The following is a 13,458-nucleotide window of genomic DNA, read 5'->3' as shown; positions in this document are numbered from 1 at the left end:
AAAGACGCAACCTCATACCATAACTTCATTCTTTTTAATCTATAACAGATGATGCTGATTATGTTAACTACGGCGTTTCGCCATTTTTCTTCCATACTCCTGAAGTCATTCGACGGGCAGATAAGGAAAACGGAGTATGAAGAATCCCACTATAGTGCAATATTTTCACTGGTATTATCCCGGCGATGGCAAGCTGTGGCCGGAAGTGGCTGAACGCGCGCCTTCGCTACGGGAAATGGGCATCAATATGGTCTGGTTGCCGCCAGCCTATAAAGGCAGCGCAGGCGGCTTTTCGGTAGGCTATGACACCTACGATCTCTTCGATTTGGGAGAATTTGACCAGAAAGGCGCCGTCGCAACGAAATATGGCGACAAAACGCAACTGCTGGCGGCGATAGAGGCGCTGCATCAGCAGGACATCGCCGTTTTGATGGACGTAGTAATGAACCACAAAATGGGCGCAGATGAAAAAGAAAGCATGCAGGTTATGCGCGTCAATCCTGAAAACCGTAACGAACTAGACGAAGCAGCCTTCGAATGCGAAGCATGGACCCGCTATACCTTCCCGGCGCGTCAGGGAAAATACTCAAAATTCATCTGGGATTTTCGCTGCTTTAGCGGGATTGACCATATAGAAAATCCTGAAGAAAACGGTATATTCAAAATTATTAACGATTACAGCGGCGAAGGCTGGAACGACGAGGTTGACGAAGAGAAAGGCAATTTCGATTACCTGATGGGCAGTAATATTGATTTTCGCAACCAGGCGGTAACCGAAGAATTGAAATACTGGGCGCGCTGGATCCTCAATGAAACCCACTGTGATGGCTTTCGACTCGATGCAGTCAAGCATATCCCGGCATGGTTTTACCGCCTGTGGATTGATCACGTGCAGGAAGTTGCGCCAAAGCCGCTTTTTATCGTGGCTGAGTACTGGTCCCCGGAGGTGGACGCGCTACAGAATTACATTGAACAGGTGGAAGGAAAAACCATGCTGTTTGATGCTCCGCTTCAGGATAACTTCCATCACGCATCAAAGCAGGGGCGCGACTACGATCTACGCCAAATCTTTGACGGCACGCTGGTCGAAGCCGACCCATTCCACGCGGTAACGCTGGTCGCCAACCACGACACTCAGCCGCTGCAGGCGCTGGAGGCGCCGGTCGAAGCGTGGTTTAAGCCGCTAGCCTATGCGCTCATCCTGCTGCGGGAAAACGGCGTACCGTCCATATTCTATCCGGATTTATACGGCGCGCGCTATGAAGATACCGGCGACGACGGCAACGTCTGGCCTGTTGAAATAGCGCCAATTAAAGAGCTGCCGCTGCTGCTTCAGGCGCGCCAGCGCTATGCGCACGGTATACAGACATTATTCTTTGATCATTCCAACTGTATCGCTTTTAGTCGCAGCGGCACCGAAGAAGAGCCTGGCTGTGTGGTCGTGCTTTCAAACGGCGACGACGGCGAAAAAACGCTCGAACTGGGGGAGAATTACGCCAGCAAACGCTGGCGGGATTTTCTCGGCCATCGTGAAGATATCGTGATAACCGACGATCGGGGCAGCGGCGTCTTTACCTGTAACGGAGGTAGCGTTAGCGTGTGGGTGATTGAAGAAACGCTGTAAACAATAGTCGTTAAGGCCCCTGAGTGGCGACTGGTTTGCGCTCAGGGCTATTTTGCGCAGGCGGCCCATCCGTTCCCACCACTGCCGCGCCGCCGGCTGCGCTACTGTTCGTTGCCGCCGCCTGAAGCGGGTGCTTCTCAAGCCATGCCGCGCACTCTGCCGTCGGGCGCGCCACGCGCTCAAGCGTCATGCCGGCGTATTTTAATGTGTCTGCGTCGCGCTCAAGCGCATACACTTCTCGTTTTACCGTTACGTTGTATTCGCGCGCGCCGCGCGCCATCAGTTTACCAGGCAGCGCAATCACCCGCTGCCACTGCCGACAGTCTAGCGTGTCGCCTTGCGGCGTAACGATCAAGCTGGCGATCGCCTGCGGGCTAACCAGTTTATTCTGCGGCCCCTGCGTCTGCCAGTAACCCGCCAGCCCGGGCGGCGCAGGCATTTTCACCACTTCGCTATATTTATCAACCTGCACACAGCCGCTCAGCCCAAGCAGCACGAGTACCATAAGCACTTTTTTCATGATTCGTCCTGACGCAAAGAAAAAAGAATTGTGACACTAAAACATAACCCCTGCCAACCCGCATCGCCGAGCGGAAAAATTGATCGCAACCTGCTTTTAATTAATTTTCACTTTTTTTCCCGCTGCGTCAGCGTATGATCCACGCCCTACTTATAGTTCTTCTGAGTTCAGAGGCTACCCCATGACCTGGCAAACTTTTAAACAGCAGTTCCTGATTAAATTCTGGGCCCCGCTGCCCGCGGTTATCGCCGCCGGGATCCTTTCTACTTATTACTTTGGTATTACCGGCACATTCTGGGCCGTTACCGGTGAATTTACCCGCTGGGGCGGACAGTTGCTGCAACTTTTCGGCGTACATACCGAAACCTGGGGCTATTTCAGGCTGATCCATCTCGACGGTTCGCCGCTGACGCGCGTTGACGGCATGATGATCATCGGTATGTTCGGCGGCTGCTTCGCCGCCGCACTGTGGGCCAATAACGTTAAAATTCGTCTGCCTCAGCACCGTATTCGTATCTTTCAGGCCGTACTGGGCGGCATTATTGCCGGTTTCGGCGCGCGTCTGGCAATGGGCTGTAACCTGGCCGCGTTTTTTACCGGCATTCCGCAGTTTTCACTACACGCCTGGTTTTTCGCCATCGCAACCGCTATCGGCTCCTGGGCCGGCGCACGATTTACGCTGCTGCCTCTGTTTCGCGTTCCGGTGAAACTGCAAAAAACCTTTACAGCTACTGCGCTTCGCGCGCAGCCTAATCGCGCCCGCCGCCGTTTTCGTCTTGGCATGCTGGTTTTTTGGGGGATGCTCGGCTGGAGCGTACTCACGGCAATGAAGCAGCCCAAACTCGGCCTGGCGATGCTTTTCGGCATAGGTTTTGGTCTGCTGATTGAGCGCGCGCAGATCTGCTTTACTTCGGCATTTCGCGATATGTGGATAACCGGTCGCACCCATATGGCTAAAGCCATCCTCTTTGGCATGGCGGTAAGCGCTATCGGCATCTTCAGCTACGTACAGCTTGGCGCAGAGCCTAAAATTATGTGGGCAGGCCCGAATGCGGTTATCGGCGGCCTGCTGTTTGGCTTCGGCATTGTGCTGGCGGGCGGCTGTGAAACCGGCTGGATGTACCGCGCCGTGGAAGGTCAGGTACATTACTGGTGGGTCGGGCTGGGTAACATCATCGGGGCAACCATTCTGGCCTATTACTGGGATGCGCTCTCACCGACGCTTGCCACCCGCTGGGATAAAATCAACCTACTGAATACGTTCGGCCCGTTCGGCGGTCTGTTGGTCACGTACCTGCTGCTGTTGTTCGCCCTGGCGCTCATAATTGTCCAGGAGAAACGCTTTTTTCGCCGCGCCCCCGCCCCCGCCGCTCAAACGTCCGAGGAGAACACATGAAAGACGTTGTTCCTGATTATCGCCTGAACATGACGGGCGAGCCTTGTCCCTACCCCGCCGTCGCCACGCTGGAGGCAATGCCGCAACTGAAAAAAGGCGAAATACTGGAAGTAATTAGCGACTGTCCGCAGTCAATCAATGCAATACCACTGGATGCCCGCAGCCACGGCTATACCGTGCTGGATATCCAGCAGGACGGCCCGACGATTCGCTACCTAATCCAACGTTAAAGGCGATAGCATAGCCATAACGCCTGTTTGCCGTACGTCCCCGGACGGCAAACAGTAACCCGGCGCGTTTCTTATCCCCCATTCTCAGAGCAAGTCGTACAGAAAATCAGATAAGCTTTAAATTGTTTTATTGACACATACTCCTGCAAATTATTAAACGTGAATAACTATCCGGTTATTTTGCCCCTCCTTCTCTTTATTACCCTGACAAAGCTTTTTCTAATTACAGAAAGTTATCACTGACAATTTATATCTGATAAGCAGCAGAATTTATCATCCATGCAAACCCATAACATATTTACGGCATCTTAAGAAACTCCCGATAAAATATACTGCGAAATACGGGATAGCGTTTAGCGCCTGAATACAATTTTTAGCACAGGATCATTATATTTCTTCTGAAATTAACAGAGAAAGCATAACCCCCGGTGCCGCATTAAAATATTTTCTCCATATTTTTTAGCGGATTATAGTTTTAGTGAGGGCAAGCTATATTAATAATAATTATGGCCTTATGTAGCCAGCTATACCCGGCCCGTGTTAACGGTCTACTTGCTTAGCGCGGTGTACGTAAGCGGCATATTATCCTATAAAATTAAAGAATTAACTGCCACATACTTATGTTATTGAGCCGCCACACGGGGTGTTTATTAATGCGGTTTAATGTATTTATGTCGCTCAACAAAGCCAGCACATTAAACAGGCAATTCCCCCCCCCCAAAAAAACTTTATTCATTGTTTCCACGCCTAATACCAACATTCCTTACTTGTCATTAAAAAACTGTTGTTCAGTTCAAAAAATTTAAAACCAGCAGACCTTGATAATATTCCGTAAACTTTTTATCGCAGGCCGGGCAACGGCGCTCATGCACTAATTCATCCACGCTATCGTTAAGCCGAACGGAATCGATAAAGTTAAGACTGAGGATGTCGGGGCAGGATACCGTACAAATTTATACCCAGATGGAAATTAAAGCCTAAACAGGATCATCCCATAAAGGTAATAGTAAAAAGAAAATAAAAACGCATAACAGACAGGTAATTTACCACGTTGCACGGCTTAAGGATAACGTCACCGCCGGAATTTATGTCAATATGCGCGGGTAACGCCGGGCTTTGCCTGCAGTCGCTAACCCCGGGGGCCGGCCGGGACTCGGGTACAGGCGTTTACCCGCTTCTGCGACGTGTCGTGGGCGGGGTTGCTCTGCGGGCGCCGCGCCAGCGATAAGTAAAACGACCCGGCGCGTCCCCGGCCTGAGACGCGCGTCACGCCCCTACTGCGCCTTCTCAACGAATATCCCGTCCGCATGGCCCGTTTCATTAAAAAACCAGATCCCCAGAGGATAATCCTCAAGGGAAACCAGGTACATGGTACCCTCGCTGAATGGCTCCACGGCCAGCACCACGCCAGAACGACGCGGGCCACCATCCGTTTTTACCGTTACTTTATCGCTCACCTTCATACGTCAACCTCTTTTGTTTCTCCGCCCCGCTGACCGGAGCAACAGCATTGCATTGTAAAGGTATGGCTTAAGTTGTTCATCCCTGCCAGCGCGCAAGCGTCGCATATTGCGCCAGGCGGCAGCGTCTATACTTATTATCGGGCTCAAATCTGGGTGGAGGCAACGATGACAACAGGAAAAGCGCACAGCGAAACAGTACATCACGAAGTTGGCGTAGATGTGGATGCGCTGCTGGCGGCCATCAGTGAAATCGCGGAACACGAAGTGTACTTTCCGGATAACGTGGATAATCCCGATCAGGTCAGGGTGAACGGAAGAACGTTTGGCAGTTGGGACGCGCTGGCAGAGGCATTTGAACTGGACATTCACGACTTCAGCGTATCAGAGATCAACCGATAGATTTTTTCAGGTATCAGCCACAAAAAGCATCCCGGCGCAAGGCCGGGATGTAAGCTTGCCTGAAGCAAGAAGCACTTAATGATTCGCTACATCAGGGAAATCTGATGAACGTTAAACATATCCGCAAAGGTTTTACAAAACAAGCTTTATATTTATAAAAAAAATACATTTAGTTATATATATACATACTATGAATATAATAAGTATTGCTGACATGTTGATTTTACGTAGTCTTCCCACTGCCCGAGCCTGGCGTCAGAGCTTCAGTTCGGTCTGCGTTGGTATAACGCAGCTTACCCGATTTCCGCTAAGGATTAGGCCGCTACGCAGACGCGAAAGCATTAACCGCGGGTACAGACGCGGTTACGGCCGCTCTGCTTCGCTTTATACAAACGTCTGTCGGCAATAGTTTGCAAACACTCAAAATCGTAGCCGTTGTCTTCCCGGGATGCGCTAACGCCGAATGACGCGCTGATATGCAGCGTGGTGCCGTTACGGATAAGCAACTCTTTATGATTAAAGCGCTCACGCACGCGCTCGGCAACGTCTCCAGCCTGAGCGAGCGTGGCGCCAGGCAGCACCACGCAGAACTCTTCACCGCCAACGCGGCCTGCTATATCTTCTCCGCGCAGGGCATGGCTGATAATGCCTGCCACATGGCTTAGTACTCTGTCGCCGGCGTCATGACCAAAGCGATCGTTGATGCTTTTGAAATAATCCAGATCGAACTGAATAACGGAAATTGGCTGATCGTGCAGTTTACACCGCGCCGCCAGCGCCTGCGCCTGCTCAAAGAATGCGCCGCGATTATACAGGCGGGTCAGGGTATCGTAATTCGCACGCCAGGCCAGGCGGGACTGAAGCGACATCATATTATTCACCAGGCGGTGAATAACTATCCATGAACCAAGCAGCATCAGGGTAAACAGCAGCCATAACAGCGCCAGCACAATACTGATACGCCCAAATTCACCGCGAACCGTTTCATCCAGCGTGTGCGTTTTTATCAATACGCCGTCAAAGGCGTTAAGCTTGCTCCATGTTACGAAATTACTGTTAAATCTGATTTCGCCAGTGTTGCCTTTCTCCATTCCCTGCGCAATTTGCGCCAGTTGGCCCGGCGTGAACAGGGGCTTATCCTCATCGGGCCGGGTAGCGGTAATGACATTAAATTTTTTGTCATAAAGAATAATGGCCCCTTCCTCCTCCTCCGGCAGCACACTCACGAGGAATTTATTCATAGCCGCGATGGTAAAGTCCATCGCCAGCACGCCATACCAGCGGTTATTATAATCCAGCGGCACGCTGGCGGTTATCACCTCTTCACCACCTCGACTCGGATCGCTACTGTGTTCCCAGCGCACGCCGCGCCCGTGATTTTGCCTTTTGTCATGGTGCGTAAAGTAAGATCGTGAAATATGGCGATAGTATCGACTAATCAGGGCGTCACTGTTGGGGGAGAGCATACTGGAAATGAAGTAACCCGCACGCGATACATAATAAGTACGAAACTGAAGCGTTTTGCGGGTGTCCGACAACTGTAGAATGTAGCTGAGCTCCAGCGCCGCGCTCAACTCATTATAGAGAGTAGCCTCGTCGCGTATTAGCAGCGAATCACTCTCGACCATTGTGTCAGATACGCCGTTTATCGGCATACTGCGGTCCGTATCAAGGCGAATTTGCCAGTGCGTCAGCCCGCGTTTATTGTTAAATTCCGTAATGGCCTGGCGTGATTTATCGGTTGAAATAGGATACTGCAATGCATAACGCATGGTATTGCGGTAAAAAAAAAGGTTATCAATGCTGTGCTGGAGGTGACGATCCAGCGATGTGGCAAGATTCCCCAGCACATTGCGCTGTGAGGCTATGTACGCATTTTCCAGCACGACCATTTCGCGCCATGTTAAAAGCGTGGAGCAGAGAAATACCACAATAAAGCAAATATTAACGACTCTACGCGGTTTTTTGATAATACCTGTTTGTTGCTGGTTTCGGTCCGTAGACACGACCCCCCTCCCTGATATTTAAGAACACTCTGGCGAAGACGCTATTACTGTGGCAGGAAACGCTTATGTAACGCTGCTATTCTGCCAGATTTTTACGCTTCATCCCCAATAAAATGCTTTATTATTAATAAAATCAGGAGTAACAAACCATAAAACCACCATCAACCCATCATTAACACCACCTTTATGCAAAAAACCAGCATGTAAATCCATGCCGACTTGATAAAAAACCCCAGGCGTTACGCCTGAACCTCTGCTGCGCAACCCGCAGGGTATAATTCATCTTCACGAAACGCCTCGCGCTGCACGGTATAGCCGTCGTACCAGCGGCACTCAACCATGCCGCTGGCAACGCCGGTAACAATCATGCGCTGAGCGCCGTTTGTGTGCCTGACCTCATCACCAATAGTAAAACGCATTTTGCCGTCTCCTGTTATTCAGAGGTTAATAACCTCTAAGAGTAGCCAGGAAAAACGGCGTTTGCCCGGACCATTGCAGGTATTTCGCTAACGTTTAATGCGCCGCTTTACCGCGCAGGCTGTTAATGCCGTTCACAATCAATACGACTATACCGCCTATAATTAACCCCAACGCAAGATTTATGAGCACGAGCAACACCGGCGCCATCAACGCGCCACTCTGGGCTGCCAGGTTTTCAACGGCGTGGCCAAGCGGCGCGATACCGTGTACCACAATACCGCCCCCGACTAAAAACATCGCAATGGTACCGAGCACGGACAGCGCTTTCATCAGCCACGGCGCCGTCGCCAGCAGCGCTTTACCCAACGCTCGCGACAGCGACGAGGTACGCTCGACAAGCCAATAGCCCATATCATCCAGCCGGACTATCACCCCCACCAGGCCATAGACGCCTATCGTAACCAGAATGGCGATACCGGAAAGAATAAGCACCTGGTTGAGCAGCGGCGCATCAGCCACAATCCCCAGCGTAATGGCCACAATTTCCGCCGACAAAATAAAGTCGGTACGCACAGCGCCTTTAATTTTATCTCGCTCAAACGTCTTCGGATCGTGCGTGGCAATCGCTTCCAGCCGCTGTTGGCGCGCCTCGGGATCGTGTTTTTTGCCGCGCGCCTGAAAGCTGTGCAACACTTTTTCTGCACCTTCAAAGCACAAAAACGCGCCGCCAATCATCAACAGCGGCGTAATAGCCCAGGGCGCAAACGCGCTGATAATAAGCGCCAGCGGCACCAGGATCAGTTTATTGACAAACGATCCTTTCGCCACCCCCCACACAACCGGCAGCTCACGGTTAGCACGTACGCCGCTAACCTGCTGCGCGTTAAGCGAGAGGTCGTCTCCCAATACGCCCGCCGTCTTTTTCGCCGCCAGTTTTCCCATAACAGAGATATCGTCCAGCAGCGTGGCGATATCATCAAGCAGCGTTAATAAACTACTTCCGGCCAAAATAACCTTCCTTTCTATTTTGTTAAATTCCCGCTAAGTATGAAGCAAAAGTAAGGTAGCGGAAACCAACAACGCGCGCATGGAAAATAAACGGCTTTACTGGCGCAGACTTCATACGCCACACGCGTTTACAGTGTCCTGTTACCCGGTAAGGTATATGCGTTTCGGGCGCAGGCGCGCTGTTTACGCTGCATAGCATCCAACGCTCTGCCTGGTTTGCGCCATCCCGGCCGGGAAAGCTCGCCGCCGTTGCAGAACATACGTATGTCTTTTCGACATCGCGACGGCACGGTAAGCGGAGGCGATTGAGACGATGAGCGCCGGGATGATTTTACGGCTGAGCGGCGAGCGCGCGCAGCGCGTTCGGGCACAAATAAATAGCTGGCGCCGCTATCGCTATTTTTGCAGTTCGGTTTGCCATCTCTTTGGTAAGTAAACGCAGCAAAGACAGGAAATAATTACGGCTCCGTCGCCCGGGAAACGTGAATACCACGCGCGTCGATTTCCGCCCACGCGCCACCGCTGCAAATCCACTCTTCCAGGCGCTCAAAAAGGCGGTCGTCACTCAACTTTTCGCGCCCGCGCAGGGCGCATTCCCACACCACCATCACACGCCATCCTTCCGCCAGCAAACGCGTAATATCCCGGCGATCGCGCGCCACATTGCCGTCAATTTTTTCCATCCAGAACGCCGTGCGGGTGGCGGGCGCTTTGAAAAGGTAGCAGTTATGATGATGCCAGAAACAGCCGTGCGTGAAGATAATGCAGCGCCAGTCATCCAGCACAAAATCGGGCTTTCCGGCAAGCGAGGCATCCTGCGTGCGAAACGGTATTTCCCGTTCCGCCAGCAGCGCAGCCAGCCGCTGCTCAATGGCGGTATCACGCGTGGCGATAGCTCGCATATTTTTACTTCGCACGGCCCTGCTGTGAACGTCTGCCATCAGGTTTCTCCACGCTGCTCCACGGCCTGTAAAATCCGGCTTTGCAGCAGTTGCGCCACGGCCGCGAACGCTGGCACCACTACCGAGTTGCCAAACTGGCGGTAGGCCTGGGTATCTGATACCGGGATACGAAAATCAGCGCTTCCCGGCGCTTCAAACCCCATAAGCCTGGCACACTCGCGCGGCGTCAGACGCCGCGGGCGATGCTGTTGATTAGCTGCGTTGTCAAAATCGCGCTCGCCCAGCGCTTTATCCCAACCGCGATCGACCAAAATTTCCGCGCCATCTTTGTAATAGCGAGCAGAAAGCGTGCGCGCCACGCTGCCCGGGTTAGTCGGATCGACCATGCCAAAACCAAAACCGTTGCCCTTCTGCTGATGCTTTTTGGCGTACTGATAAAGATAACGCCACAGCATCGGGGACAGAATGTACTTTTCCGGCGCCCTGTCTTCCAGCAGTTCACCGAAGGTCGGGCGACGCGCCGGATAATATGCGGGCAGTTCACGCAGCGTAAACCCTCGGCTAAGCCCCGTATCACGACGAAAGCCTACCAGCACAATACGCTCGCGATGCTGCGGCAGAAAATAACGTCCATCGATAATTTTTGGGTCGTCCGGCCCGTTAATATCGGCATCGGCCACGTCATAACCCAGCGCATCCAGCGTCTGCATGATAATGCGAAACGTATTTCCCTTATCATGGCTTTTGAGGTTCTTAACATTCTCCAGTACAAAAATAGCCGGGCGCCGGGCGGAGATAATGCGCGCTACATCGAAAAAGAGCGTTCCCTGCGTTTCACAGGCGAACCCGTGAGCGCGGCCCAGCGCGTTTTTTTTGGAAACGCCCGCCAGAGAAAAAGGCTGGCATGGAAAGCCCGCCAGCAGCACATCATGCTGCGGTATCTGCGCCCGGATATGCTCACTTGCCTGCTCGTCGTTAATTTCCGGGCGATGGCTGAGCGTGACGTCGCGAATATCTTCATTAAAGCGGTGCGCCCGGGGGTCGCAGTACCAGTTCGCTTTATAAGTGCGTACCGCATGCTTATTCCATTCGCTGGTAAAAACGCACTGCCCGCCGATAGCCTCAAAACCGTGGCGAATACCGCCGATACCAGCGAAAAGATCGATAAAACGAAAGGCGTAACGGCCGTGATGCGCAGGCGGTGGCGGCAAGAGCGCCTGCAGAATAACCTTCTCACGCTCAATAAGACTGCGGCGCGCCGATTTACCTTCATACCAGCGCCGAAAAGATTCACGGCTCCAGTCGCCGCCTGCGGCGTTGAGTTTTTCAACGACGGTCTTTACATCATAAATCTGTAATACCTGCTCAGCCAGCGCGCGTTCTTTATCCTGCGCAACCGCTTCTTCTGCCTGGTGTGCTGCAGGTATCCGCCTCCCGTATGTGAAATCGGGTTGTTCCATTATCGCTTCCCCTGGAATAATTTGCCCAAACTCTACCATCGTTTTACCGGTGAGAGAACGCGCCGCCCTGTAGTCTGTAGCGCATAAACACGCCTGGGAGCAGGATTTAAGCCTCTTATGTTTTTACATTGTTAAACTTACAGCGTTCCGCATGCGCCCAGGCTTCCCTGATACCAACCGCAAGGCGGCGCGGCGAAAGTATCCATACCGAGCAACATGGAGACTTACGCGCTTTGTGGCTATCAAACCCGAGGCAATTTCTTGATGTATGGCGTTTGCAACGAACGCCTGCCGCGCGCTTTATTCGCTTCAGTTAAGCGTAATCTGCCCTGCCAAAGCAGGCAGCGGCGCAGGCCGGCACGCCTTTAGTCCGCATTCGCTGCGGGGGAAGGTTGATGCATGTTAAATGGTCAAAATGAAATAGCCGCGGCAGCCGAAGCGATGAAAAAGCCACGCCACATACGAGTTCAGCCCCATTAAAACAGAGCGAACAACAAAGCAACGGGAAAACTCACAGGCCAGGTTGCCCCAATCAACGCCGCGCTTAACAATTTTATGCTCAGCCGATCCCGGGCAAGAAAAAAGGTGATGACGGCAGAAATAGCGGCCATCGCCGCATAAAAAACCAGCATATGTTGATAAAGCGTCATGGAAAACGGCGGTAAGGTTAACGAAGGCGGCACTATGCGGCATTTTGTGATTTTTATCAAATGGTGTAAGTGCCAACGGACACGATGAAAAATACACGAAACGCCGCATCTTTAACGATTAAAAATAAATCGAAAAAACCGGGCGCGCCTGCTTTGCTAAGCCTAATGTCTTCGCCCTGTCTGATGAAACATCTTCTGAGATGCGGTAACGAACAAAAAGCCTGGCATGCAGAGCGAAAACAGAAATTAATGAATACCCAGGCGATAAGCGAAAGAGATCTCTTCTATCAACTCAGAAGAAGTCAGCTCCATCAGGTCTTCAAATTCCAGACGCAACTGGCGCACCCGGGTGAGAAACTGGGCAGGGGTAAGCGACTCTTTTTCACGGCGTAAAAATTCAAAAGCAAGGCGGGTGGCGGTTAAATCAGTGTCCATAATTCCTCAGGGATCGGATGAAAGAGTGTACAATATTAACACACCTTAAATGTGCAAAAAATAGCCATTCCTGATAACTCCCCTTGTAAAACCACACCGCGCGTTATTAAAAGGCGTGTAAAGCGAAGAATAAATATCGTTGCCATAAGGAAAGTCCCCTGGCCGTCTGGTAAAAAGTGCTGAACACCGCACACCTGATACGATATAAAAAACAGAGAATATCGGTCTGCCAGCAGCCCTGTAAACCATGCTCACGCCAGCAAAAAGGCAGACGCGCAACGTTTCAGCCACACTCTGGATGACCCCCAAAATAATGCGGTGTTCAGTTTGTTGACAAAGAAGGAAAAAACGGAGTTTTTCCTTCTTTGTGGTAATAAGCCACCTCAGCGCAGCCGGTATCAATCAGATAGCGCGCCGCCGAATAGCCAATTTGCTGTTGATTATTCCCTGTCTGGGCTAAGCTGGCGTTAAAAATAGCGGCGCCGATGTCGGTAATGGTCGGTACGGCCACGGCGATTTATGCTACATGGCTGTCACGCAAAGAAAAGAACTGGAAATCGGCGGTGGTATGATTCTGTTTTCTTTTGCCGGTATCCCCGTTGGTTTATACGCCCAGGCTTACATGCCCGACCATATGATGAAGATTGGCCTGGGCGCGTTTATTATTACTGTATTCCAGTAAAGGTATTTCACATAATCGCTTTCCTGCTATTGTTTGCATCCGACGCAATGCTGATTAAAGACGCAACCGATATTACAGCGTTAAGCGCCCTGCCGCCTGTTTTTGGATTGCTGCTGATATTGAAGATTATATTTTGGGAAAAATAGCCGCCATTCGCGCAGAAGAAAAAGCAGCAAAAGCACCGATTTAGCAGCCACGCTATACGAACCTCAGTATGTCTTATCTCTAAATAGCTGCGCGGAATAGTAGATCACTTTGAGGGA

Annotated in this window: 14 protein-coding genes and 2 pseudogenes; 6 read left to right on the top strand and 10 right to left on the bottom strand. The window is 51.7% G+C overall.

Annotated elements, in window-relative coordinates; all coding sequences use genetic code 11:
• Positions 1–136: 136 nt before the first annotated feature.
• Positions 137–1,624: an alpha-amylase gene (gene amyA / locus JJB97_RS00075; protein WP_238711743.1), complete on the top strand. Its 1,488-nt coding sequence runs from the start codon at positions 137–139 to the stop codon at positions 1,622–1,624.
• 10 nt (positions 1,625–1,634) lie between these two features.
• Here the strand turns inward: amyA and yedD are convergent, their stop codons facing one another.
• Positions 1,635–2,144, bottom strand: coding sequence for a lipoprotein YedD (gene yedD, locus JJB97_RS00070; protein ID WP_238711742.1), 510 nt, complete (start codon positions 2,142–2,144; stop codon positions 1,635–1,637).
• Between the two features lie 181 nt (positions 2,145–2,325).
• Here yedD and yedE point away from each other — a divergent pair, with 181 nt between their 5' ends.
• The 3 genes and pseudogenes from yedE to JJB97_RS18680 all read left to right on the top strand — a co-directional run.
• On the top strand, positions 2,326–3,540 hold the full coding sequence (yedE, locus tag JJB97_RS00065; protein ID WP_238711741.1) for a selenium metabolism membrane protein YedE/FdhT: 1,215 nt from the start codon (positions 2,326–2,328) through the stop codon (positions 3,538–3,540).
• Positions 3,537–3,770, top strand: coding sequence for a sulfurtransferase-like selenium metabolism protein YedF (yedF, locus tag JJB97_RS00060; RefSeq protein ID WP_238711740.1), 234 nt, complete (start codon positions 3,537–3,539; stop codon positions 3,768–3,770). The genes yedE and yedF overlap by 4 nt, the downstream gene beginning before the upstream one ends.
• Before the next feature lie 751 nt (positions 3,771–4,521).
• Positions 4,522–4,877 (top strand): annotated as a pseudogene (locus JJB97_RS18680) (LuxR C-terminal-related transcriptional regulator); the annotation flags it as partial.
• A 167-nt stretch (positions 4,878–5,044) separates the two neighbouring features.
• Here JJB97_RS18680 and dsrB read toward each other — a convergent pair.
• Complete coding sequence (gene dsrB, locus JJB97_RS00055) at positions 5,045–5,233, bottom strand: protein DsrB (RefSeq protein ID WP_238711739.1); 189 nt, start codon at positions 5,231–5,233, stop codon at positions 5,045–5,047.
• A 165-nt stretch (positions 5,234–5,398) separates the two neighbouring features.
• On the opposite strand from dsrB, the gene yodD reads away from it, so the two are divergent.
• Positions 5,399–5,632 carry a YodD family peroxide/acid resistance protein gene (gene yodD / locus JJB97_RS00050; RefSeq protein WP_238711738.1) on the top strand — a complete coding sequence of 78 codons (234 nt, stop codon included), beginning with the start codon at positions 5,399–5,401 and terminating at the stop codon, positions 5,630–5,632.
• Between the two features lie 341 nt (positions 5,633–5,973).
• Here yodD and dgcQ read toward each other — a convergent pair whose 3' ends face one another.
• The 8 genes from dgcQ to JJB97_RS00010 all read right to left on the bottom strand — a co-directional run bounded on the left by dgcQ (position 5,974) and on the right by JJB97_RS00010 (position 13,024).
• The gene (dgcQ, locus tag JJB97_RS00045) at positions 5,974–7,638 is read right to left on the bottom strand and encodes a cellulose biosynthesis regulator diguanylate cyclase DgcQ (RefSeq protein WP_238711737.1); all 1,665 of its coding nucleotides are present in this window, start codon (positions 7,636–7,638) and stop codon (positions 5,974–5,976) included.
• A 239-nt stretch (positions 7,639–7,877) separates the two neighbouring features.
• Positions 7,878–8,057 carry a YodC family protein gene (locus tag JJB97_RS00040; protein WP_238711736.1) on the bottom strand — a complete coding sequence of 60 codons (180 nt, stop codon included), beginning with the start codon at positions 8,055–8,057 and terminating at the stop codon, positions 7,878–7,880.
• 94 nt (positions 8,058–8,151) lie between these two features.
• Positions 8,152–9,084, bottom strand: coding sequence for a DUF808 family protein (locus JJB97_RS00035; protein ID WP_238711927.1), 933 nt, complete (start codon positions 9,082–9,084; stop codon positions 8,152–8,154).
• Between the two features lie 440 nt (positions 9,085–9,524).
• Positions 9,525–10,007, bottom strand: coding sequence for a very short patch repair endonuclease (locus tag JJB97_RS00030; protein WP_238711735.1), 483 nt, complete (start codon positions 10,005–10,007; stop codon positions 9,525–9,527).
• On the bottom strand, positions 10,007–11,428 hold the full coding sequence (locus tag JJB97_RS00025; RefSeq protein ID WP_238711734.1) for a DNA cytosine methyltransferase: 1,422 nt from the start codon (positions 11,426–11,428) through the stop codon (positions 10,007–10,009). Before JJB97_RS00025 ends, JJB97_RS00030 begins: the two co-directional genes overlap by 1 nt.
• A 476-nt stretch (positions 11,429–11,904) precedes the next feature.
• Positions 11,905–12,078, bottom strand: a complete 174-nt coding sequence (locus JJB97_RS00020; RefSeq protein ID WP_238711733.1) for a GhoT/OrtT family toxin — start codon at positions 12,076–12,078, stop codon at positions 11,905–11,907.
• A 246-nt stretch (positions 12,079–12,324) separates the two neighbouring features.
• Positions 12,325–12,513 carry a YdiH family protein gene (locus JJB97_RS00015; protein WP_238711732.1) on the bottom strand — a complete coding sequence of 63 codons (189 nt, stop codon included), beginning with the start codon at positions 12,511–12,513 and terminating at the stop codon, positions 12,325–12,327.
• 322 nt (positions 12,514–12,835) lie between these two features.
• Positions 12,836–13,024 (bottom strand): hypothetical protein, encoded by a 189-nt coding sequence (locus tag JJB97_RS00010; protein ID WP_238711731.1) that lies wholly within the window; start codon positions 13,022–13,024, stop codon positions 12,836–12,838.
• Between JJB97_RS00010 and JJB97_RS18675 the strand changes: the two are divergent.
• Positions 12,975–13,180 (top strand): annotated as a pseudogene (locus JJB97_RS18675) (sulfite exporter TauE/SafE family protein); the annotation flags it as partial. The gene JJB97_RS00010 and the pseudogene JJB97_RS18675 sit on opposite strands and share 50 nt — an antisense overlap.
• Positions 13,181–13,458 lie beyond the last annotated feature (278 nt).

It is taken from the genome of Tenebrionibacter intestinalis (assembly GCF_016632365.1).
Lineage (GTDB): Bacteria > Pseudomonadota > Gammaproteobacteria > Enterobacterales > Enterobacteriaceae > Tenebrionibacter > Tenebrionibacter intestinalis.
Note: the sequence above shows the minus strand (reverse complement) of the source record. Positions and strands in the feature narration are given on the sequence as shown.

Excerpts from the sequence above, each read along its gene's own strand:
- yedD (WP_238711742.1), bottom strand. The coding sequence starts at position 2,144 with ATGAAAAAAGTGCTTATGGTACTCGTGCTGCTTGGGCTGAGCGGCTGT.
- dsrB (WP_238711739.1), bottom strand. The coding sequence starts at position 5,233 with ATGAAGGTGAGCGATAAAGTAACGGTAAAAACGGATGGTGGCCCGCGT.
- amyA (WP_238711743.1), top strand. The coding sequence starts at position 137 with ATGAAGAATCCCACTATAGTGCAATATTTTCACTGGTATTATCCCGGC.
- JJB97_RS00020 (WP_238711733.1), bottom strand. The coding sequence starts at position 12,078 with ATGACGCTTTATCAACATATGCTGGTTTTTTATGCGGCGATGGCCGCT.
- JJB97_RS00040 (WP_238711736.1), bottom strand. The coding sequence starts at position 8,057 with ATGCGTTTTACTATTGGTGATGAGGTCAGGCACACAAACGGCGCTCAG.
- JJB97_RS00015 (WP_238711732.1), bottom strand. The coding sequence starts at position 12,513 with ATGGACACTGATTTAACCGCCACCCGCCTTGCTTTTGAATTTTTACGC.
- JJB97_RS00025 (WP_238711734.1), bottom strand. The coding sequence starts at position 11,428 with ATGGAACAACCCGATTTCACATACGGGAGGCGGATACCTGCAGCACAC.
- yedF (WP_238711740.1), top strand. The coding sequence starts at position 3,537 with ATGAAAGACGTTGTTCCTGATTATCGCCTGAACATGACGGGCGAGCCT.
- yedE (WP_238711741.1), top strand. The coding sequence starts at position 2,326 with ATGACCTGGCAAACTTTTAAACAGCAGTTCCTGATTAAATTCTGGGCC.
- yodD (WP_238711738.1), top strand. The coding sequence starts at position 5,399 with ATGACAACAGGAAAAGCGCACAGCGAAACAGTACATCACGAAGTTGGC.
- JJB97_RS00030 (WP_238711735.1), bottom strand. The coding sequence starts at position 10,007 with ATGGCAGACGTTCACAGCAGGGCCGTGCGAAGTAAAAATATGCGAGCT.